The organism is Paenibacillus sp. J31R109 (assembly GCF_059692055.1).
Genome location: NZ_JCAUAR010000006.1, coordinates 315,069 through 335,770 on the forward strand (window position 1 = coordinate 315,069; position 20,702 = coordinate 335,770).

Annotated in this window: 21 protein-coding genes and 1 tRNA gene; 14 read left to right on the forward strand and 8 right to left on the reverse strand. The window is 43.9% G+C overall.

All coding sequences use genetic code 11. The features are described 5' to 3' along the window. The first annotated feature begins 370 nt into the window (after positions 1-370). A complete protein-coding gene (locus AC58QT_RS18290) occupies positions 371-2,905 on the forward strand; it encodes a cadherin-like beta sandwich domain-containing protein (RefSeq protein ID WP_497410263.1) in 2,535 nt (844 codons plus the stop codon). Positions 2,906-3,189: 284 nt separating this feature from the next. After that, on the forward strand, positions 3,190-4,533 hold the full coding sequence (locus tag AC58QT_RS18295; protein WP_497410331.1) for an FAD-binding oxidoreductase: 1,344 nt from the start codon (positions 3,190-3,192) through the stop codon (positions 4,531-4,533). Positions 4,534-4,725: 192 nt separating this feature from the next. On the opposite strand, the gene AC58QT_RS18300 is transcribed toward AC58QT_RS18295, so the two are convergent. The 3 genes from AC58QT_RS18300 to AC58QT_RS18310 all read right to left on the reverse strand — a co-directional run bounded on the left by AC58QT_RS18300 (position 4,726) and on the right by AC58QT_RS18310 (position 5,783). After that, complete coding sequence (locus tag AC58QT_RS18300; RefSeq protein WP_497410264.1) at positions 4,726-5,043, reverse strand: type II toxin-antitoxin system RelE/ParE family toxin; 318 nt, start codon at positions 5,041-5,043, stop codon at positions 4,726-4,728. Then, on the reverse strand, positions 5,040-5,303 hold the full coding sequence (locus AC58QT_RS18305) for a type II toxin-antitoxin system prevent-host-death family antitoxin (protein WP_497410265.1): 264 nt from the start codon (positions 5,301-5,303) through the stop codon (positions 5,040-5,042). Before AC58QT_RS18305 ends, AC58QT_RS18300 begins: the two co-directional genes overlap by 4 nt. A gap of 407 nt (positions 5,304-5,710) precedes the next feature. Beyond that, a tRNA-Ala gene (locus tag AC58QT_RS18310) sits at positions 5,711-5,783 on the reverse strand. Positions 5,784-6,067: 284 nt separating this feature from the next. Here AC58QT_RS18310 and AC58QT_RS18315 point away from each other — a divergent pair. Next, a complete protein-coding gene (locus AC58QT_RS18315) occupies positions 6,068-6,280 on the forward strand; it encodes a hypothetical protein (RefSeq protein WP_497410266.1) in 213 nt (70 codons plus the stop codon). 15 nt (positions 6,281-6,295) lie between these two features. After that, positions 6,296-6,814: a VanZ family protein gene (locus tag AC58QT_RS18320; RefSeq protein WP_497410267.1), complete on the forward strand. Its 519-nt coding sequence runs from the start codon at positions 6,296-6,298 to the stop codon at positions 6,812-6,814. Here AC58QT_RS18320 and AC58QT_RS18325 read toward each other — a convergent pair. Beyond that, positions 6,792-6,941 (reverse strand): hypothetical protein, encoded by a 150-nt coding sequence (locus tag AC58QT_RS18325; protein WP_310222333.1) that lies wholly within the window; start codon positions 6,939-6,941, stop codon positions 6,792-6,794. The two genes, AC58QT_RS18320 and AC58QT_RS18325, sit on opposite strands and share 23 nt — an antisense overlap. A 113-nt stretch (positions 6,942-7,054) precedes the next feature. Here AC58QT_RS18325 and AC58QT_RS18330 point away from each other — a divergent pair, with 113 nt between their 5' ends. Continuing rightward, a complete protein-coding gene (locus AC58QT_RS18330; RefSeq protein ID WP_497410268.1) occupies positions 7,055-8,872 on the forward strand; it encodes an ABC transporter substrate-binding protein in 1,818 nt (605 codons plus the stop codon). A gap of 243 nt (positions 8,873-9,115) precedes the next feature. On the opposite strand, the gene AC58QT_RS18335 is transcribed toward AC58QT_RS18330, so the two are convergent. Further along, positions 9,116-9,379 (reverse strand): hypothetical protein, encoded by a 264-nt coding sequence (locus AC58QT_RS18335; RefSeq protein WP_310222329.1) that lies wholly within the window; start codon positions 9,377-9,379, stop codon positions 9,116-9,118. A gap of 105 nt (positions 9,380-9,484) precedes the next feature. Here AC58QT_RS18335 and AC58QT_RS18340 point away from each other — a divergent pair, with 105 nt between their 5' ends. After that, complete coding sequence (locus tag AC58QT_RS18340; protein ID WP_497410269.1) at positions 9,485-10,636, forward strand: PQQ-dependent sugar dehydrogenase; 1,152 nt, start codon at positions 9,485-9,487, stop codon at positions 10,634-10,636. Positions 10,637-10,669: 33 nt separating this feature from the next. Here the strand turns inward: AC58QT_RS18340 and AC58QT_RS18345 are convergent, their stop codons facing one another. Then, positions 10,670-11,308 carry a DUF5701 family protein gene (locus AC58QT_RS18345; RefSeq protein WP_497410270.1) on the reverse strand — a complete coding sequence of 213 codons (639 nt, stop codon included), beginning with the start codon at positions 11,306-11,308 and terminating at the stop codon, positions 10,670-10,672. 49 nt (positions 11,309-11,357) lie between these two features. Then, entirely contained in the window at positions 11,358-12,488 is a 1,131-nt protein-coding gene (locus tag AC58QT_RS18350) for a serine hydrolase domain-containing protein (protein WP_497410271.1), read from the reverse strand. 115 nt (positions 12,489-12,603) lie between these two features. On the opposite strand from AC58QT_RS18350, the gene AC58QT_RS18355 reads away from it, so the two are divergent. Beyond that, positions 12,604-13,146: a PadR family transcriptional regulator gene (locus tag AC58QT_RS18355; RefSeq protein ID WP_497410272.1), complete on the forward strand. Its 543-nt coding sequence runs from the start codon at positions 12,604-12,606 to the stop codon at positions 13,144-13,146. A gap of 30 nt (positions 13,147-13,176) precedes the next feature. Here the strand turns inward: AC58QT_RS18355 and AC58QT_RS18360 are convergent, their stop codons facing one another. Beyond that, on the reverse strand, positions 13,177-13,758 hold the full coding sequence (locus AC58QT_RS18360) for an NAD(P)H-dependent oxidoreductase (RefSeq protein ID WP_497410273.1): 582 nt from the start codon (positions 13,756-13,758) through the stop codon (positions 13,177-13,179). Between the two features lie 112 nt (positions 13,759-13,870). On the opposite strand from AC58QT_RS18360, the gene AC58QT_RS18365 reads away from it, so the two are divergent. From AC58QT_RS18365 to AC58QT_RS18395, 7 genes are all read left to right on the forward strand, one after another. Continuing rightward, on the forward strand, positions 13,871-14,878 hold the full coding sequence (locus tag AC58QT_RS18365; RefSeq protein WP_497410274.1) for an AraC family transcriptional regulator: 1,008 nt from the start codon (positions 13,871-13,873) through the stop codon (positions 14,876-14,878). Between the two features lie 118 nt (positions 14,879-14,996). Then, positions 14,997-15,584, forward strand: coding sequence for a TetR/AcrR family transcriptional regulator (locus AC58QT_RS18370; protein WP_497410275.1), 588 nt, complete (start codon positions 14,997-14,999; stop codon positions 15,582-15,584). A gap of 18 nt (positions 15,585-15,602) precedes the next feature. After that, complete coding sequence (locus AC58QT_RS18375; RefSeq protein WP_497410276.1) at positions 15,603-16,049, forward strand: DoxX family protein; 447 nt, start codon at positions 15,603-15,605, stop codon at positions 16,047-16,049. A 48-nt stretch (positions 16,050-16,097) separates the two neighbouring features. After that, the gene (locus AC58QT_RS18380; RefSeq protein ID WP_497410277.1) at positions 16,098-16,553 is read left to right on the forward strand and encodes a VOC family protein; all 456 of its coding nucleotides are present in this window, start codon (positions 16,098-16,100) and stop codon (positions 16,551-16,553) included. A 78-nt stretch (positions 16,554-16,631) separates the two neighbouring features. Then, entirely contained in the window at positions 16,632-17,045 is a 414-nt protein-coding gene (locus tag AC58QT_RS18385) for a VOC family protein (RefSeq protein ID WP_497410278.1), read from the forward strand. Between the two features lie 204 nt (positions 17,046-17,249). Next, positions 17,250-19,040 carry a sensor histidine kinase gene (locus AC58QT_RS18390; protein ID WP_497410279.1) on the forward strand — a complete coding sequence of 597 codons (1,791 nt, stop codon included), beginning with the start codon at positions 17,250-17,252 and terminating at the stop codon, positions 19,038-19,040. After that, entirely contained in the window at positions 19,015-20,616 is a 1,602-nt protein-coding gene (locus AC58QT_RS18395) for a response regulator (RefSeq protein WP_497410280.1), read from the forward strand. Before AC58QT_RS18390 ends, AC58QT_RS18395 begins: the two co-directional genes overlap by 26 nt. The last annotated feature ends 86 nt before the right edge of the window (positions 20,617-20,702 follow it).

Sequence of the window (20,702 nt, forward strand, 5' to 3'; positions counted from 1 at the left end):
AACGCCGATTAGTACTGCAGTCCAAAAGGCGATCTCAGGATACCAGTACTTTTTACTCTATCAATATCCTACTCGAAATCATCAGTCGTACATTCAAATGATAATTTTGTGACTTTTTACCTACAATTCTTACTAATAAAAGTAAAATCTAGTATTTTATATTGAAGTATTAAATATTTTGTCGAGAAATGTCGATTATTATGTGATAAACTACTTGTTATGTGCGACAACATAAGACTAGACATCGGAGGAATGCGGTTGATGTAAATAAGCGCTGTGGAAATAAAAGAATGCTAGGTAGAAGTTACTCTCCAAAGTTTCAGTGAAATCTGAGAAGGAATCATACAAAATGCAAGGAGGCAGATGTTGTTTGAAAAAGAAAACAAGCTTGACCGAAATGTTCGTTTACATAGTAAGGAAAAAGAAGGTGGCTATCTCATTTTCGCTGATAGTTGCTATGATTTTGTCTACAATCGCGGGTACACCTGCAGTATTGGCGGGAGTTGCCGGGATCACGACAACTTTTAACGGTACACTGAATACGGCTAATACTTACATCAAAGCAACGATGCCAGCGCCATATACGGATGTTTATACATCCAATTTTTCTGCAGGCACAGCAAGTGCAGACACGCGCAATTATTACTTTCTACCATTCACTCCTACCGTTAGCGGAAATTACGATATTGAACTGACTGCCGCATCATTGATGGGAAAACCGCCAAGTTATAATGGGATCAACACCTATGCGACAGATGATACCTTTTTGTTCTTATATACGGGAAGTTTTTATCCAAGCTTAAATCCATTAGACGCTCTTAGAAATCTTACTGCAGGACATGACGATATAAGCGGTAGCAACAAGCGCTCGAAATTGACGGGCATATATCTGCAAGCAAATACCTTCTACAGTTTAGTTCTGACATCTTATTATAAAGAAGCTTCAGGCTCTTTAACTTTTGCATTTAACGGTCCTGGAGAGATTCAAAGAATTACGCCTAGCGCGGATCTCAACAGCTTGTCACTTAACCAAGGTACGATGACTGAGCCTTTCGATTCAGACACAACCAGCTACACCTCAAGTGTGGTTAGCACCTCCAATGTGTCCGTAACCGCAGCAACCTATCAGAATGCTTCCACGATGAAAGTGAGTGTGAACGGCGCCGTTTATCAGGACATAACAGGCAGCACCAGCGGCAATCTCCACTTGAATATGGGGGCAAATACGATTAATGTGCAGGTAACGGCACTGGACGGTATCACGAAGAAAACGTACACCATTTCCGTCACTCGCGTGCCTAGCGACAATGCAAATTTGGATAACCTTTTATTAAGCTCAGGCACGTTATCCCCAGCATTTTCCTCTAGTACGACGAATTACAATGCTACCGTAGCTAACAGCGTGTACAGTTTGACGGTAAGTGCAGCTGTTTACAATAATGATTCAACGTTCCAGGTACGTGTCAACGGAGGAGATTATGGTCCCCTAACCAACGATCTAGCGTTAAATGTCGGACAGAATACCGTCGAAATTGAGGTAACGGCAGAGGACAACACAACGAAGAACGTGTATACCATTGTTGTTCAAAGAGCGAACAGTTCAAGTTCGTCTTCATCGGATTCAGCACCACAGCAGACGCCAAATGGTTTAGACATTATTGTAGACGGTAAAGTACAAGGTCAAATAGCGACCGTCAAGGTTACAAATGAGAATGGTAAAAGCATAGTTACAACGTCCGTGGATGCGGCCAAATTAGCAAAACAATTGGACCAGGTGAACCAGCAATCTACTATTGTCATTCCTGTGACGCAAGATGCGGACAAATTCAGCGTGTTGTTGACTGGAGATACCATTAAAACATTGGAGAACAAGCAATCCGTTTTAGAAATCCAAACAGGAACCGGTACTTACAAACTGCCCGCAGCCCAACTGCTAATCGACAGTTTATCTACACAGCTCGGAGAGCAAGTCAAATTGTCGGACATTGTGATCCATGTAGACATTGCCAAGAGTGACAGTTCCAAGACTCAATTGATGGAAAATTCGGCGGAAAAAGGTCATTTTTCCGTTGTTGTTTCGCCAGTCGAGTTTACAGTAACGGCTACATACAACGGAAAGTCAGTTGCTGTAGACCAGTTTAGTTCCTATGTCACACGTGAAATTCCTCTTCCATCAGATGTAGAACCGAGCAAAGTTACAACGGCTGTTGTTTTGGAAGAAGATGGGGCCATCCGCCACGTACCTACCTATGTCATTACCCGTGACGGAAAAAACTATGCGGTTGTGAACAGTTTGACGAACAGCTTATACTCGTTAATTTGGAACAGCGCGACATTTGCAGATCTGGAAGGACATTGGTCTAAAAATGCGGTAAACGATATGGCATCCAGAATGGTCATAAATGGTGTTGACGGCAGCCATTTTAAACCGGATTCCGCAATCAACCGTGCAGAATTTGCCACTATTCTAGTAAGGGCGCTTGGGCTGGCCGAGAATGGTAAAACCGCAGCTTTTGCGGATGTAAAATCCAGTGACTGGTACTTAGGTGCTGTAGCGAAAGCACAAGAATTTAAAATGATTGAAGGATATGAGGATGGAACGTTCCGTCCCCTACAAACAATCACACATGAAGAAGCGTTGGTAATGATCGCTAGAGCTATGAAAATTGCAGGCCTAGAAACAAGAATCAGCCAAACGGAAACGGAAGGTTTATTATCCGGCTTCTCCGACAGTATGGAAGTTAGTGAATGGGCTAAACAAGCAACGGCTGCAACAGTTAAATATCAGTTGGTTGAAGGTTCCAATATCGGACTACAACCAACGAGCGAAATAACTAGAGCAGAAACAGCTGTTATCGTTCAACGGATGCTTGTAAAAGCTAATCTGATTCAAGTAAAACCATAAGTTAACACACAGGATTCGAGTAGACGTCGAGGACTAACTATTCAGCCCTTTCACTTCCTTATAGGAAGTCGAAAGGGTTTTGTTTCTGTTTTTGATACAAACTGAGCAACACACAGGTAAGGGAACGAGAGTTCGCCTTCATTGTACAATCGTATATCTTTCTTAGAATAAATCCCCCCTATAAACTTAAGCCTATACCCAAGACCAGTATCCTTCATACGTTGTATGATGCACGGTATTTGTACGCAAGAATAGTCAATAACTCACAGGGAGATGGCGTTGTGATATCGAAAACGGGACTTACGGGGCGTGTGATCTTCAAAGGAGATACGGGGTATAATGCGGCACGAAAGAATTGGGATCCTCATACGGATAGATTTCCGAAAGTATTTGTTTTTGCTCAAAGAACTGTTGATGTAGCAAACGCTATTAGATGGGCACGTAAAAATAATGTCCCCATTCGCCCAAGAAGTGGAAGACATGCATTGGAAACGAACCTGTCACAAGTCAATGGAGGCATTGTTATTGATGTAAGTGAGATGAAGAAAATTCAACTCAACAGAAAACTTGGAACAGTTGTTGTGGAATCAGGTAATCGAGTGGGAAGAATAGTAGATAAGCTTGCCCGAAAAGGTTTTATCGCACCTTTTGGTGACAGCCCTACTGTTGGCATCGGTGGAATCACACTCGGTGGAGGAATCGGGCCACTCCTACGGACGATCGGGCTCATAAGCGATAACCTTCTCGAAATTGAAATGGTTGATGCGAAGGGAAGAGTAATCGTTGCAAATAACAAACGTAACTCTGATCTCTTGTGGGCTTCCCGCGGTGGTGGCGGTGGTAACTTTGGCGTATATACGAAGTACAAATTTAAAGTACTTCGCGCTCCTGCCAAGGCAACCGTCTTCCAAATCACGTGGCCATGGAAACAGTTTGAGGCAGTCGTAAAGAAATGGCAGATTTGGGCTCCTTCAACTAGCACTAAACTAGGCAGCGAGCTAAATGTTGGTCCTAAAAATGGCGGCAATGTGAGTATGTTAGGGCTGTACCTCGGTTCAAAAGAAGAAGCCGTGCGCTTTCTAAAGCCTATTTTAAGTGTCGGAACTCCGACTAAAAAAACCATCAAGTTCTTGCCGTACTTGGAAGCCACGAAGTTTATGTTAGCTCCCGATCCGATACTTACACAGAAGTTCAGTAATCAATTCTCAAGTGGTTTCGGCAGATGTCCATTCCCAGATAAAGCCTATAAGACTATGCGTGAATTCCTTGAAAAAGCAGAGGCGGGTACTCCGGCAGGATTCTTCTTCCTCAATTGGGGTGGAGCTGTACGCCGCATCGCTCCTAAAGCTACCGCGTTCTACTGGCGTGATCCAAAATTCTATGTAGAGTGGAACACCTCGTGGGTTAAACCACCTCATGCAGCTAAAAATATTGCGCTAGCTCGGAATACCAGGAAGAAGTTACAGCCTTATATCGTAGGGTCCTATATAAACGTTCCGGATCAAGGTATAAAACATTCTGGACCAGTATACTATGGTAAGAATTATGAAAGGCTGCGGAGAGTAAAAGCTAAGTATGACCCTAATAACGTGTTTAACAATCCACAAAGTATTCCACCAGCGAAGTGATTGCATTAAATGTTAAGGTAAAACTATAGGGGTTCTCTCCCTAAGGGCTCATACAAAAAACCACGCTCCCGAAGGATCGTGGTTTTTATCGTATGGAGCCTAGAGGGATGTCTGAATCCTGATTTAAATGGTTGACGATGCTTACTCGAAGGGGACTCTTAGCGGTAGATTCAGACGCCGTGCTCCTTCGCCTTAGAGTAAGCTGCTCCAGTGCCTCTTTCCGTAAAGAATCCGAATAATTGTAACGGTTTCTTCTTGTTCCGAGACAATATAGAAAACGATATAAGAGTCCACATGTAAATGTCGAATACCACTCGCTGCCAATCGTTTATCACGAACTAATCCGTTTCTAAAAGGCATTTGTTCTAATTGAAAAGTTGCCTCAGCGATTCTGCCAATTAATTTTCTTGCAGTTGTCGGATTCAATAATTCGTTTGCGATATAGTTAGCGATGTCTCGCAAATCCGCTTCTGCCAGTTCAGTGATCACTAATTGATATTTTAGACTCACTCTTGAATCCCTTGTTCGATGTCTGCTAGCGCCTCACGAAAAGGTCGAACCTTCTGCTTCTTCAATGCATCCATGCCTTCATCCAGCAACTTATACAGTTCGAACTTTCCAACTATTTTTTCGTACGTTTCAATACTCATTACAGCCAAATCACCTTGGCCATTCTTCGTAATGTATACAGGTTCATCATATTTATGGCAATACTCTGATATCTCGTTATAATGATTTCTTAGATCTGAGCTTGGTCGAATAGTGGGCATGTTAATTCTCCTCCCGGTCAATATATCGTTATTTTATCAAAATAACGATATACACTCAAGGTCATTGAACCTTATTTTGTGTAATTCTAATAATAAAAATATTCGAATTTCGAAGCCACTCCGCTCCGTCCGCGCGGGCGAACCCTGAGGGGTTCTCTCCCTAAGGGCTCATACAAAAAAACACGATCCCGAAGGATCGTGTTTTTTATCGTATGGAGCCTAGGGGGATGTCCGAATCCTGATTTAACTGGCTGACGAAGCATACTCTACGAGGACTTTTAGCGGTGGATTCAGACGCCGTGCTCCTTCGCCTTCAGCTCCGTCCGCGCGGGCGAACCCTGAGGGGTTCTCTCCCTAAGGGCTCATACAAAAAAACACGATCCCGAAGGATCGTGTTTTTTATCGTATGGAGCCTAGGGGGATCGAACCCCTGACCTCATCGCTGCCAGCGATGCGCTCTCCCAGCTGAGCTAAGGCCCCGTGATGTCGCTTACAAACGTCGACTTTTTGTATTATACATGAATATGCGGTGACAGGCAATAGCTGAAAAATAGGATTTATCTTGTAGTTATGCATCTATCATGCTCTATGTCCATTCTGTAGCAAAAGGGAGCGAACATTGTTTTCATGCTCATTTTCATGCTAACCTAGTAGTATAAACTAGTAGATCGTTTGGGAGTGACGAAGAAGTGTCAAACGCGGTGTTGTATTGGATTTTTTTAGGTATCGCTTTTGTTTTGCCTTTCGGTATCGGAGTTCTTTTGATGAGAAAAACCAACCGACTCGGATTCTCGTTTTGGATCACGACGGCTCTGAATATTGCGCTGACTGTGCTTGCCGTTTTTTGGTGGAAATCCGTGACAACGGACAAGTTTCAAATGATGTTCGGTATGGCTTTTTATGGCGTCTCCGCGGTGAATGTCATGGTTCTTGAATTTTTCGCTTTGTTCAGCATTCGTAAAAAAATGAATTCGTAAGAGGAAGGGGCCGTTATGCCGAAGTTAACTGGATCAAAAACGGTATTCTACGTGTTCCTAGTAGCCGCTATCCTCTGGATGGCTTTCATTTATATGAAATCAGCCGAGCCGTATTCAGAGCAAAGCATGAAGCCCTATTTGGAATCGAAATTTTCCAGCGAAAAGTTGAAAGAGCATCTGCCCAAAGTGAAATTCACGTATGATAAGCAGGTGATTTCATCGCAAGATCCCATTGATTTAATTGAATTTCTCATAAGAAAAGCAGGGCACGTTAGCGAATACGCTTTGCTTGCCCTGCTCTGGTCGATAGCTTTACTAGCGAAGCCTGTCAGAATGAACATAGCTTTGTTCAGCTCCTTCCTCATTTCATTGCTGTATGCAATGACGGATGAATGGCATCAATCGTTCGTGAAAGACCGAACGGGGCACGGTATCGACGTCGTCGTCGATGGAGTCGGTATAGTGTGTGGGCTCATTCTGATTGTCGTGATTGTCGCCATACGAAATCGAATTAAATCCAGAAGAACAAGCTAGCCAGTAGCACGGAAACTTTTCTTTTTCGAACCGCTTTCCATTTCCAATGTTCGCGGGATTGGCTTTCCAAGTCGTGTTGCTGCCACTCCATCAATTTCTCTGATACATAGAGGTCTGTTGGTTGCATATGTGAATCACTTCCTTTCTTTTCCTGATACGCTTAGTTTACGCTGGAATAAGGGGAACAAAAAGAGTATAATTCACTTCAATGATTTCCCCTTTTTAGAAAGGATGTTGAAGATGCAGCTGCTTACTCATTTTTTGGAGCTACGCGCGGGTTTTGAGCATGGGATTGAGCATGAGCCACAGCCTATTACATTAGAGGAATTAGCCGAGCGATTGTATTGCTCAACACGGAATGTGAAGATTCTTTTAAAAAAGATGACCGACCAGAATTGGATTTCATGGAAACCAGGTCGTGGTAGAGGGAATATTTCTGAGCTTACCTTTTTGGTTTCTTCCGAGGACATGATCTCGAAACAAGCGATGGCGCTTGCGAATCGAGGCGATTATTTAGGTACGATTGAGCTGATTCATCAACTCGGCAAGGGAGAAGCACTTCAGGACTCCTTTATCGAGTGGTTGTTCAGCTTTTTTGGCTATCGCGCCATTGAGCATGAGGAGCGATTTAAAGATACCTTGCGTGTGCCTGTTTACAAATGGCTGGTAACACTGGACCCTGCGCACTCTTTCTTTGCATTTGATTTTCATCTGGTAAGTCAAATTTTCGATACCCTTATACGCTATAACCCGCAGACAAAGGTGATCGAGCCGCACTTGGCTCATTACTGGGAAATCAGCGAGGATGGCTTGTATTATACGTTTTATTTACGCAAAGGTGTGCTGTTCCATCACGGCAGAGAGATGACAGCTCATGATGTGAGCTACACGCTATCGCGATTAAAGAAGTTAGGCGAGTCGGCGACGCAAGGTTGGATTACCGAGAGCATTGAGGCCATTACAGTCCTGAATCGAAGTGCAGTCGCCATTGAATTGAGTCAACCGAATGTGCTGTTTCTTCAACAGCTGGCGCATACCTCAATGGCTATTGTTCCAGAAGAAATCTGCCAGGATAATGAATCCATATTCGGACGCATGCCCATTGGAACAGGACCGTTCCGGCTAGAGAGAAACGACGATTACATTTGCAAATTGCGTGCGTTTGATAGCTATTTCGGTGTTAGGCCTCACATGGATCTCATCGAATTTTGGCTGTTGCCCTCGGATCTCCAAGAAGCAACACCAAGCTGGGATAAGATCCAAGTGTACCGTGGGCAGTCAAATTCCAGTAAACCTGTAGGTGTCATTGATAAAGACTCAGAATGGCATCAAATTGAACAAACAATCATGGGCTGCAGTTTATTAACATTTAACCGTACTAAGCGTGGCCCGCAGTCCCATCCCAACTTTCGTAAAGCGGTTGATCTGGTCATAGATCGTGAGCGTATGATTGAAGAGTTAGGGGGCTTTAGAGAGGCACCTGCTCACAGTTTTATCCCTACGATGGAGCCGTTAGTGAAGTCAAGAACGGATAAGATTGAAGCGAAGCGTTTACTGGATGAAATGGGTTACAACGGTGAGACCTTACATATGTATGTCTATCGGAATAATAATGATGATGCAATGTGGATTTGCCAGCAGTGCGCACAGATTGGTATTCCCATTGAGATCACGATCCGGAGTGAATCGGATATGACGCAAATGGCTACCATTGACGAAGCCGATCTTATTTTTTATCACATCTGCATGGAAAGCAATTATGATCTTCATATTATTCAAACATTGAAACAAAGCAACAGCTATGTCCGGGCACATTTGAACACAGAACGATTGGCGTGGGTAGATGTGCAAATGGAAGAGATTTTGAGTAATCCTAGTCTGGATGAGCGTATTGTATGTTTACATGAATTAATAGCCGAGCTTCAAGCGGAGAAATCGTTCTTATTCGTCCTTCATCGGTCTCAACAAACAACCTATCATGACTCCATCAAAGGGGTAACGATTAATGATTTAGGCTGGATTGATTTCCGGGAGATCTGGTTTACGCCTAGTGTCTGAAAATATAAAAAAATGCGAATATACATCTTTTTCCACTAAAGAAGTTGCGATCTATTAGGAAAGATGCGAATATGCATCTTTTTCCACCAAATTGCTCCTTTTTATGGAACATCGGTAAAAAAGGATGTATTTTCGCAGCAATTCTTCGATAAACGGTCGATTCTCCTTAAAAAAGATGTATTTTTGCAGTTCTCTACTCCTATCGGCCTATCGAGATGCGTAATGGGGTAAAAAAAAACGACCCTATGGTCGTCTCGGTGCAGGTGGCTCAAAGCGGTTTTCCATCGTCATCCAACGCCCATTAGCAACGAAAAAGCCGATGAAAGCGAATACGAGGAGTCGAATAGGAATCCAAACGGAATTAATGGATTGAAAGCTGATAAATTCAATGATTGTCGTGAGTAACGCTGCTCCGATTCCCCAAGGCACGATCCCAAACATGATTAAATATCGAGAGCGACCTAATTTTTTTCTTTTTAGCCATACTTCTTTCTGCGAATCTTTCATGACAAAGCTCCCCTTTTTCTTTCTAGTATAGCACTGCTGACGAAAAATCTCGAATGATAGCTGCCAGAATATCGATAAGTTGATCTTATTAGGAGGTTATTCTAGATGAAACGTTATGTCCTTGCTTCAATGAGCCTATTCCTGTTGTTACTACTTACCGCTTGCTTCGGGTCAAAGAATACGGAACCTTCGTCCACGACATCGAACGGCATTTCGTTAACGAATATGTTCGAACCGACGATTTTCGATCATCCCGTCGGAATTGAGCATCGCGTTGGCAAACCGGAGCTGTTGTATATCGTCGAGCAGCCTGGTCGCATCTTGAGTGTGAATATCAATAAGCCGAAGGAAAAGCCATCTCTCGTCCTAGATATTACTGCTCGCGTCAACGATAGTGGAAATGAACAAGGATTACTTGGATTAGCCTTCCATCCCAAACATCCGACTCAGGCTTACGTGAATTACACGACCGAAACGCATACGATTATCGCACGTTATGACGCTGATCCTGCTAACCCTGCTCTTCTAGATCCAAAAAGTGAGAAAGTGTTGCTTACCTTCAAACAGCCGTACCCTAATCACAATGGTGGACAATTGGCATTCGGTCCTGATGGCTATTTATACATCGCAACTGGTGATGGCGGCAGCAGCGGGGATCCTCAAAATAACAGCCAGAACCTGCAATCTTTACTTGGCAAAATACTTCGTATCGACGTAGATAAACAAGCAAATGGGCTCCTCTATGCGATTCCTGCTGACAACCCTTTTATTAACAAAGGAGCTAAAGAAATCTATGCGTATGGACTACGGAATCCTTGGCGATTCAGTTTCGATTCCGTTACAGGGAAGCTCTGGGCAGCAGATGTTGGTCAGAATAGATTTGAAGAAATTAATATCGTGGAAAAAGGTAAAAATTACGGTTGGCGCATTCAGGAAGGATTCGAGTGCTACGAACCGAAAACTGGCTGCAATAAAACTGGTTTAGAGCAACCACTGTTTACCTATGGCCGTGATCAAGGTGTCTCCGTCACCGGAGGATATGTATACAGGGGCATAAAGGTGCCAGAACTTAAAGGCTGGTATGTCTATGCCGATTATGGCACAGGAAATATATGGGCAATGTCGCTAGCCAGTGATGGCAAGGTTACAAATAAAACCCTGCTAGCATCAGGTCTGCATATCGCTTCCTTCGGTACGGATGCAGCTGGTGAATTGTACTTATGCACACAGGATGGCAAAATCATGAAAATCGTATAGCGGATGATATCATGGAGGGAGGCCGTATTACGGCTACCCTCCTATTCTTGATCCGCAAGAAGCAGAACCCAGCCAGGTATGCGGGTTACCTGCCCAACACCACCCAAGCTTCGGCCTCTTCTCGCTAATCCATAAAGCCGTGACTCTTCGATCACCGCAACGAGAGCCGAGTAAAGAGAAGCCGTTATTTTTCTGCAATCTATCTGGATAATGGGTAATTAAGCTAATTCCCTCCTCTAGCGTAAGTGGGAGACGGTTTTCCTGCGCAATGAGGGTAAATGCTGCATTCGGTGTCACATTGAGCGTGCTTTTTCCTGTATCGATATCTGTTATCAAATAGGCTCTACCTTCTGGAAGCTGTATCCCCTCAACAGGCTCAAATCTACTGAGATCATGCACATCCATAACACTGAACCCATTCTTCCCTTCGCGCTCCACAAGCTGCATCGCTTGCTCAGCATGTACCCAACAGCTTTTTATCACAATGACAAATGAAATGATCGCTCCTTGCACTTCGATGGAGACAGGATTTAATTCGAGGACTTTATTCCTAAGCGGCGCCAATTCCTTCATGAATTCCTCTTCAGTTACACCAACTACCTGGGGATATTCTCTATGGATCAAATTACTGATTTGTCGATCAAATTCTGCATTAAATTCAGCATTAAACATGTGTCAGCATGTGCCTCCTCAACAAAAATCTAAGCTGTTCCGAATAGTACTAAGCCCATATTTGCATTCTTTTTAACGTCATCATGACTTCAATCAACGCCTTGTAACTTCGAACAATCGACTTCGTTGAACCAAAATTCATGACGATATGCGTTTCCGATTCTGGATGGCTAAACATATGGGTTCCGAGTATCCCACTGTGCCCTTGGAGTCTTGGAAGTCCTCTGAGCAAAAAGAAAAATTCCTCGAAATGAAGTTCCATCATACCTAACCCATAATGAATGCCACTTCGAAATTTATGCTTAAAGGTCGTCATGGCTTGTAGCGATGTTTGACTGATGCATGTTCCATGATGGAGTGCTTTTTGAAAAATGAGGAGATCCTGGGGAGTCGTCACGATGCCCCCACCCGCCCAATCGCAGCTTAAGCTTGGAAAACGGCTGATTTCAACTGTGTTTAACCAGATATCTTGAATGGGTTCTGCTCTCTCCTGTTGGGGCTGGGGAAAGAACATCAAGTACGAATCATTCATTTGCAGGGGACTGAATATGTCGAGGTGCAAGTTCTCACTAAAGGATCTGCCTGTGATACGCTCGATCATCCGTCCAAGCAGAATATATCCCGTATCGGAGTAATGGAAGCACGATTCAGGGGGACCATGATTGAATTGATTGTTCCTCGTAAAATCTAGTAAGGCATCCGGTGTCCACACTTCATCGGGATTGGCAATGATGCGTTGGATGAACGAAGGCTTGTGCAGGACAGGATCTTCAAAGTAATCAGCCACACCCGAGGTGTGCCCTAAGAGCTGATGGATAGTCACTTGACTCGCATAGTCAACTCCTCGATACACGAAGAGATGGGTTAACTCCGTTGGTGTTACGTACTTACAAATGGGATCTCCTAGTGAAAGATGACCACGCTCAACGAGCTTCATGATGATGACAGCTGTAAACACCTTCCCAATACTGGCTGTATGAAAAGGTTGATTAAGGGAGACTGCTGCATCCTTATTGGCGGATATTCTCCCTGCAGCATAGCGATAGGTAAACCCGCTGCTTTCCATCCATACTTGTAAGCTGGTTTGATGACGGCTGTTCTTAAGTAATCGTGAAAAGTACGCATCGAGATGCTGAGAAGCTCGTTCCTTGCTCCATGCTTTTCGAACAAACATCGCCATATGAATCCTCCCCTGACTCATTGTGTTCCCGGACGCCCAATGCTACTATTAGCAATATATCTTAGCGTAATATATGGACAAGTCTTACGTCAACACACCTAGGGGGAGTCGCCACATGGAATTTGTCATTCTCGGTTTATTAATTTTGAAGAATCAAACGGTTTATGAGCTTAATAAAGCATTTCAACAAGGCGTTGCCTTATTCTATAGCGCCAGCTACGGCAGTTTGCAAACAGCATTAAAGAAATTAGTGCAACAAGGTGATATTAACTTTGAGGAGCACGTAGATCGGGGACGGAATAAAAAAGTTTATGTCATATCCGATAAAGGCAAAGAGGCTTTCTATTCGTGGATGGGCTCAGAAATACCCACAAGCAGGCTAGAATCCACAGCCCTAGCTAAAGTGTTCTTCTTGGGACTCGTGGAATCCCTTGCAGATAGACGAGCCATCCTTATTCAAATCATCACCCAAATTGAAAAAGTAGAGACAGAACTCCAGCACATGGACAAGGGGCTTCAGAACATTCAAGTTCCAGCCCCTTATGCAGAAATCCTTACTTATCAGATCAAAACGCTCGATTATGGGATTCGTTCGCACTCTTTTGCAAAAGAATGGTTCAAAGCCCTTCTTGGCGAGCTTCCATCAGATACACCATAAATCAAACGCGCCGCTTATTTGTTTGTAAAACTAGGCTAATTTCATCCCAAGCTGTTTCACTTTCTCTAACCATTTGGTTCGTTTCTCTGGGGAGGATGGCTTCACGGGCCCAATCTCCGTAATTCGTACAGGCGTAATTCCACAAAATTGTAATACATTGTGTTTCATCACACGGTACCCTGCATGTTTGTTAACCCAACGGCTGTACCAAGCAGGGGTATCTGTCGTTACAATGAGATGGGCAGATTTTCCGGTCAGAAGCTTATCCCAGAACGCGGATTTCTCCCGATATTTGAAGGCGAATCCGGGTAAAAAGCTGCGATCAATAAAGCCCTTCATCATGGCAGGCATGGCGCCCCACCACGTGGGATAGATAAAGACAAGATGATCTGCCCAGCGAATTAATGCCTGCGCTTTTAACAAATCATCTTCAAGCTCCGTGCGCTGACGATAGCCAAACTGTAGATTGGGATCAAAAGCCAATGCGTGAATATCGATGCGCTGAATAACCGAGTTGCTATTCGAGACTCCGGCGATATAAGCGTCGGTTAATGCTGCACAATAGCTTTCGGGATCAGGGTGCCCATTAATAATAAGAATATTGGATTTCAAGATGATTTCCTCCTTGTTTGCGACTATAATCAGCATAGAATACCTGTGGAGAGAAATGAATGATCAAGCACGCAATCCAATTGCTTATTTGCGCAAAGGAGGGATTTTCAACTTGAAAAGTCAAGGAGTTGCCATCTCCATGGTGTACCCCATTATGAAAACGCTCGTTCATAAAGGCTATAACACGGAGCAATTTTGCCAATTCGCTGCCTTTGACGCTAGTCTTCTGCGAGATGTTGAGACGCGCATTTCAGGCGAAGAGTTGGAGCGCATAACGATCGCCGCGGCACAATTCACACAAGACGAGCATTTCGGCTTGCATCAAGGGCAAATGATGGAGTTTAGCGATATGGGCATTCTTGGCTATGTCATGATGCATTCCGCTTCCGTCCTTGAGGCGCTAACGGCTTATCAAAGATATAATGTGCTGCTCTGCAGCGGGTTTAATTTGGACTGGAACATGCATGATGATCATGTGGAGATTGCTATGTTTTTACAGCATCCCGAACAAGGAACGATGTCTCGACATTGTATCGAAGATATGGCAAGCTCCCTATATCGGTTAATAAGCAGACTAAGTAATCAACGTATTCCACTATTACACGTGTCGTTTAGCCACGATGCTCCCTCGGATGTAACACCTTATGAGTCCATATTGGGCAGGATTCCTCAATTTGGAGCTAGTGAAAATAAGTTGCGATTCCCAAAGGACGTTCTTTCTTATCCTGTTCTGTATTCCGATGCCAAATTATTAACGGTATTTGAAAACATAGCGCAAGAAACGAGGCAGAAACTAACCGAAACAAGCCGTTTCACAGATCAAGTTGTGCAGTGGATGCACGCCTGCCAGCCTTCTTACTTCCCCACCGTACAGCAAACCGCTGATTATTTTCAGATGAGCTCGCGAACCCTCCAGCACAAATTAAAAGAAGAGCGAACGACCTACAATGAAATTTCAACCCAACTACGCAAAGAATTAGCCATGGGCTATCTTCGTAAATGGGAATATTCCGTTGGTGAAATCGCTTATGTCCTGCATTTTTCTGAACCAAGCGCATTCCAAAACGCATTTAAAAAATGGACAGGGGTAACGCCAGGGCAATATCGGGCTAATCTATAAAGAAAAACGACGTTCGATTGAGACTGATTCTAAAGGCGTCGTTTTACCTATTTACAAACCGACGGTCTGTTTATATAATGACTACAGGAACAATTTTCCTATACGGAGGAATCGTCGGATGAAGAATGAAGAACGCCGGGAACTGACCACGCGCAAATTACTCGAGGCAACTAAAGAATTGCTGCTGGTCAAAGGCTGCCATGCCATCACCATGAAGGATATTATGGAGCTATCCTCCCTTTCTAAAGGAGCTATCTTTCACTACGTCAAAAGTAAAGATGAAATTTACGCTTGGGTGCTGCATGAACGGCTAGAAGCCATCCATACGAAGTTTCTGCATGAGACAGAGCAAGCCTCCAAAACGTTTGAAGGCCCTATGCAAAGTATTACCAACAATTTTGCCGCTCTGGAAAATCCAAACGAAATAACGAACAAAATCATCAAATATTTGTTAGGTAAAGAAGATGATCCTACAATCGCCAAGGTGCTTCAACATTTCTATGTGCGTTCCGTTTCCTTTGCGAAGCAGTGGATCTTGCTAGGTCAACAGCATGGCGTAATTGTCGAGACAGTTCATGCGGACCAAACCGCTGAGATGTTTGTACTCCTATCGCTTGGCCTGCGTGTGCGATCTTCTTTTGGAACCCCTTCGGAGAGTCTTTCAAGTGAAGTTTCGACGTTTATGTCTGCGATTTTGAAAAAATAACGAACGGGAGGGATTCGTATGGCGCCATTTATTGCGCTAGTTTCATCCTTTATTTTGTTCCGGGGACTTGGTTATCTCGGTTGGACTTATTTCAATGAGTGGCATTCCGCTTTACAAGTCGCATTAGCCATCATGTTACTTTTAACAGCCTCGGCGCATTGGGGAAAAAGAAGACCTGACCTCGTTCGGATGGTTCCTCCCTACTTTCAAAAACCTGCGCTAATTGTTACGATTACCGGATACCTCGAGCTTGCAGGTGCAGTAGGCATCCTATTACCTATTACATCCCTAGCTGCCTCCATTGGCCTAACGCTCCTACTGATTGCTATGTTTCCAGCGAACATCTACGCCGCGCGCGAGAAACTCACGATTGGCGGTAAACCGGTGCCTCGGTTGGCTATTCGGGTTGCGTTGCAGGTTGTCTTTATTGGGGCGACGGTTTTGGCATCGCCGTTGTTTGGATAGAACTCATCGTCATTTGTGGTACAATCATGTAAAAAAGGAGTTGCTGACATGCAAAAGATCAATCCATTCTTATGGTTCGACGGCAATGCCGAAGAGGCGATGAACTACTACACCTCCATATTCAGCGATTCCAAGATTGAAAATGTCCAACGCTCTGGCCCCGAAGGAAAGGTCATCTCAGGTACATTTCTGCTCAATGGGCAACGGTTTATGGTTTTAAATGGCGGGCCATTATTCAAATTCACACCTGCTCTGTCTTTGTTCGTCAATTGTGATACGCAAGCTGAGGTCGACTTCCTGTGGGAGAAGCTATCTGAAGGCGGAGAACCTCAACGCTGCGGTTGGATACAGGATAAATTTGGCTTGTCGTGGCAAATCATTCCCACAGTATTGGGTGAATTGCTCTACTCTGAGGATCCTGTGAAATCCAGACATGTCATGAATGCAATGTTCGGCATGCAGAAGATCGATATTGCCGCGCTGAAGCGAGCCTATGAGAGTTAAGTCTCCTTGCATTTGACTGGCAGATTTACTTTCCATTATCATAGAGAAGTACAAATAACTTATTGAGGTGATCCTATCGTGGCCGTGCAATCGGATAAAATTTTTGTGAATCTCCCCGTCAAAGATTTGGACAAGTCTGTCGCTTTTTTCACCTCTATTGGGTTCACTTTCAACCCCCAATTTACAGATGAAAATGCTACTTGCATGGTGATCAGCGAGCACATCTATGTCATGCTTTTGGTCGAGAAATATTTCCAAACTTTTACGAAGAAAGCCATATCCGACGCTACGAAAACGACAGAAGTACTCGTTGCTTTGAGCTTCTCTAGTCGAGAAGAAGTGAGCGAACTCATCGAGAAGGCTGTAGCCGCTGGTGGGACACTATACAGTGATCCTAACGATCACGGTTTCATGTATCAACATAGCTTCCAAGATCTAGACGGACATCAATGGGAATTGTTCTGGATGGATCCGAACGCAGGGAATCAATAATGAACGTAGAGGTGGTGAGAGCGAATCTCACCGCCTTTTTTTCTGCCAGGCATTCACCTTCCGAATATCCTGCATATTCTTTGTTTTTTACGGCATATTCTTTGAAAATTGAAGCTACCCTCCACTCTCTCTAGCAGGATAAGAGGCATCGTTGTATGATAGAAGAGATTCCTATTCCTAGTAAATGAGAATAATGGTGATTCGATGAAAATACTGCGCAGTCCACTAAAGACATTACGCGGAAAGATCCTGATCTCCTTATTTTTTCTGATTATTATCCCGGTTGTTATCATCCTTTACCGATTCTATAAATCCTCTGAAAATATTGTGCAAATTCAGCTCAACCAATCGAATCAAGCAGCTGTTTCCCAGAAAGCCACTGCCATGAACGATATGGCCGTTCGTATGATTACGGCTTCAAGTCTCATTATTAATGATCCGGAGACGGAAAAATTTCTAAAAGAACCTGCGGATTGGTCTACGAATTACACGTCCTTCATTAAGCTCACAAGCCTGCTCAAAAAACTATCCAACGTCAAAGATCTCCTGCTCGACAGCACAACGCAAATCGGAATATACGACAATAGAGGCTATACCCAAACGACTTGGTCGGCAGTAACTCCATCGAGTGTGCAAGAGTTTTACAAGGAAAGTTGGTACAAACCAACCTTGGAACGTAATGGGTTTCCATATTGGACGGTTCCCTACTCGCTTCCCTCTTCGATTAATCAAGATCTCATTGTAATGACAAGACAAATAAATGGCGAATACACAAGTAATTATGGTGTTTTTTTTATCAGTGTGCCGATCCCCTTATTTTTCTATCCGAATGATGAAATTCGTAAACAACAAGATTCAGGTATCTTCGCTGTACTTGTCGATCAAAACCAAAAACGCTTACTCGGCGATCATGCAGCAGCAGATTTATTAACGAATGGGGCTCTTCAGAACGTACGCACCAACGCAAACGGCATTCAAGAAGTGAAGATCAATGACCAGGTCTATTTCATAAATGATGCTTACGTCCCTCAACTTGGATGGAAACTTATTCAATTCATGAATCAGAAGGATTTCGTTACACAGCTCAGCCGGGCCAAAGACAAATCAATTACCTGGGTTGTTGCTTGGTTCCTCCTGTTTGCTATAGCTTTCATCGTACTTATGCTTCGTGTAACAAGTCCTTTCAAACAGCTAGCCAAGTCGATGACAAAGGTAGGTAAAGGGGAATTTAATACGCTAGTCACTGTAAAAGGTGAAGACGAGATTGCGATGTTAGGCAATAACTTCAATCGCATGGTCATGCATCTGCAAGACCTCATTTCCGATTTATACGATGAACAGCGACGCAAGCAGAAAGCGCAGTTTCAAGCGCTGCAAGCACAAATTAATCCGCACTTTCTACTCAATACACTCAATTCCATCAAATGGATGGCACTGCTCTCAGGGGCAGATCATATTAGTGAAATGATTACTAAGCTTGGAAAACTGCTAAATTTCACGATGCGGAATGAACAAGAGTTCGTCACGTTACAAGAAGAACTCGACTATTTGCAGGTCTACCTCTCCCTCCAAGAAATACGCTATCATGATCAGATCCTATTTACCTATCGCATCCCTGACGCGCTGCTCGACTGTGAAGTTTTGAAATTCACGCTGCAACCCGCTGTTGAAAACAGTATTATTCATGGTAATCGCTTCCCGCTTCTCATCGATCTTCAAGCTGAAGAAGTTGGTGGCAATCTTCATATTGTGATGCAAGATAATGGTGTTGGGATGAGTACGGCGCTGATTGAGCAGGTCGAATCTTCCCTGAATCAGCCTCACGCGAAGTTTAGCGGCATTGGTATACGCAATGTTAACGAACGCATCAAGCTCCATTTTGGCGTGCAATACGGCATGCAAATTTCGAGTGTGGAGGGTGAAGGCGTCCGGCTGCAACTGGTGCTGCCTTTGAAAAGGAGGAATACGGATGCTGAGAATTCTGATCGTAGATGATGAAATCCTTGTGCGCATTGGTTTGAAAACGATTATCCCGCGAGATAACGAGGAGTTTATCGTCATCGGCGAAGCTGCTAATGGCGTGGAAGCACTGAAATTATTAGAAGCGCAGCCCTGTGACGTAGTCCTCACGGATATCCGTATGCCTGAGATGGACGGACTAGAATTACTGAAACAGATCCGTGAGCGCTGGCCAGCGATAAAATGTCTCATTTTATCCAATCATCACGACTTCAACTATGTACAGCAAGCACTTAGGCTAGGTGCGATTGAATATGTTACGAAATTAGAAATCAACCCCTCCGAGCTGATGGAGAAACTGCGTGCTATTCAAGATCAACTTCTCATTGAAAAGCAAGGGCAGAATGCGAAAACCCAGCTTGAACAGAAGGTGAATCAATATAGCAACGAGGTGAAAGAGAAACGGTTGCGTGAGCTCCTCCTCTCTCATGTGTCACGCGGGGAAATTGAACAGGTGTGGCGAGAATTCCAGCTTGAGTTATTCGCACCCCGCTTGTCCGCAGCCGTCATTCAAATTGAAGCCTACGAGGAATTAACTCAGCAAAACAGGTTCCAAAGCGATCGCCTTCTCACCTATACCGTGAAAAACGTCCTCAATGAAATTCTCAAAAAGTATGGGAACGGGGAATTAGTTGAAATTGCCTCGGGTAAGTTCTGCGTGATATCGGGTCAAATTAATCCGAATATGCTCGTCGAAATGCAGAGCGCGGTACAATCTTTTCTGAAAATTTCATTGGCCTTTGGCGTATCCCCTTCCTACGAGGACACATTCGCTCTCCATCACGCCTATGACAAAGCAGATTATGCTTTAAGCTACCGATTCTATTATGGGGGCTCGTGCATCGTATACTATGATCACTTACAAGTAACGAATCCCGTCCTATCTGAGCCATGGCAGGAAGAAGAATGGATGAAACGTATCGAGGAAGGTGACGAAGTCAGCTTAAGAGAAAAGATAGCAGCCTGGACAGAGGAACTTTGTCGCAATAAAAATATCCCCCCCTCCATACTGCGTGAGCAATGGCTTCGTCTGCTTCATATTTTCGCGCGCTGTTTGAAAACCGATGGAGGCGACATCTACTCCGTCACGCTGCACGAACAACAGTATCCGTACCATGTGATTCGGAATGCCGAAACCTTGCAGCATTTGTCTAACTGGTTCATCGGATGGCTGCCCATCTTCTTCGCTTACAAGCGTGAGCATGGGAAAGAGAAGCTTCGTCCTGAGATTCAAATGGTCATCCGTCAAATTATGGAGAAGTATAATTTACCGCTCAAAGTCGCTGATTTAGCGAGCACTGTCGGCTATACCGAAAATTATTTGAGTATCTTGTTCAAGAAAGAAACGGGTAAAACGATCACAGACTATATGACAAATGTTCGGATGAAAAATGCCCGCGAGCTGCTCAAGAATCCTGATTACAAAATATTCGAAATTTCGGAACTCATCGGTTATGCCGACCCCAATCATTTCAGCCGCAGTTTCAAGCAAATGGAAGGCATGTACCCGACCGAATTTCGAAAGCTCCTATTCGGGCATCGAACATCGTAGAATAATGCTTACTTCGTAAAGAATACTCCGTGTCTTTTTGGGAAAAATTGCATTACGATTTAACTACCAAAAGAAAAGGGGATGAA

Excerpts from the sequence above, each read along its gene's own strand:
- AC58QT_RS18305 (WP_497410265.1), bottom strand. The coding sequence starts at position 5,303 with ATGCCCACTATTCGACCAAGCTCAGATCTAAGAAATCATTATAACGAG.
- AC58QT_RS18315 (WP_497410266.1), top strand. The coding sequence starts at position 6,068 with ATGAGAAAAACCAACCGACTCGGATTCTCGTTTTGGATCACGACGGCT.
- AC58QT_RS18320 (WP_497410267.1), top strand. The coding sequence starts at position 6,296 with ATGCCGAAGTTAACTGGATCAAAAACGGTATTCTACGTGTTCCTAGTA.
- AC58QT_RS18325 (WP_310222333.1), bottom strand. The coding sequence starts at position 6,941 with ATGCAACCAACAGACCTCTATGTATCAGAGAAATTGATGGAGTGGCAG.
- AC58QT_RS18330 (WP_497410268.1), top strand. The coding sequence starts at position 7,055 with ATGCAGCTGCTTACTCATTTTTTGGAGCTACGCGCGGGTTTTGAGCAT.
- AC58QT_RS18335 (WP_310222329.1), bottom strand. The coding sequence starts at position 9,379 with ATGAAAGATTCGCAGAAAGAAGTATGGCTAAAAAGAAAAAAATTAGGT.
- AC58QT_RS18340 (WP_497410269.1), top strand. The coding sequence starts at position 9,485 with ATGAAACGTTATGTCCTTGCTTCAATGAGCCTATTCCTGTTGTTACTA.
- AC58QT_RS18345 (WP_497410270.1), bottom strand. The coding sequence starts at position 11,308 with ATGTTTAATGCTGAATTTAATGCAGAATTTGATCGACAAATCAGTAAT.
- AC58QT_RS18350 (WP_497410271.1), bottom strand. The coding sequence starts at position 12,488 with ATGGCGATGTTTGTTCGAAAAGCATGGAGCAAGGAACGAGCTTCTCAG.
- AC58QT_RS18355 (WP_497410272.1), top strand. The coding sequence starts at position 12,604 with ATGGAATTTGTCATTCTCGGTTTATTAATTTTGAAGAATCAAACGGTT.
- AC58QT_RS18370 (WP_497410275.1), top strand. The coding sequence starts at position 14,997 with ATGAAGAATGAAGAACGCCGGGAACTGACCACGCGCAAATTACTCGAG.
- AC58QT_RS18375 (WP_497410276.1), top strand. The coding sequence starts at position 15,603 with ATGGCGCCATTTATTGCGCTAGTTTCATCCTTTATTTTGTTCCGGGGA.
- AC58QT_RS18380 (WP_497410277.1), top strand. The coding sequence starts at position 16,098 with ATGCAAAAGATCAATCCATTCTTATGGTTCGACGGCAATGCCGAAGAG.
- AC58QT_RS18390 (WP_497410279.1), top strand. The coding sequence starts at position 17,250 with ATGAAAATACTGCGCAGTCCACTAAAGACATTACGCGGAAAGATCCTG.
- AC58QT_RS18395 (WP_497410280.1), top strand. The coding sequence starts at position 19,015 with ATGCTGAGAATTCTGATCGTAGATGATGAAATCCTTGTGCGCATTGGT.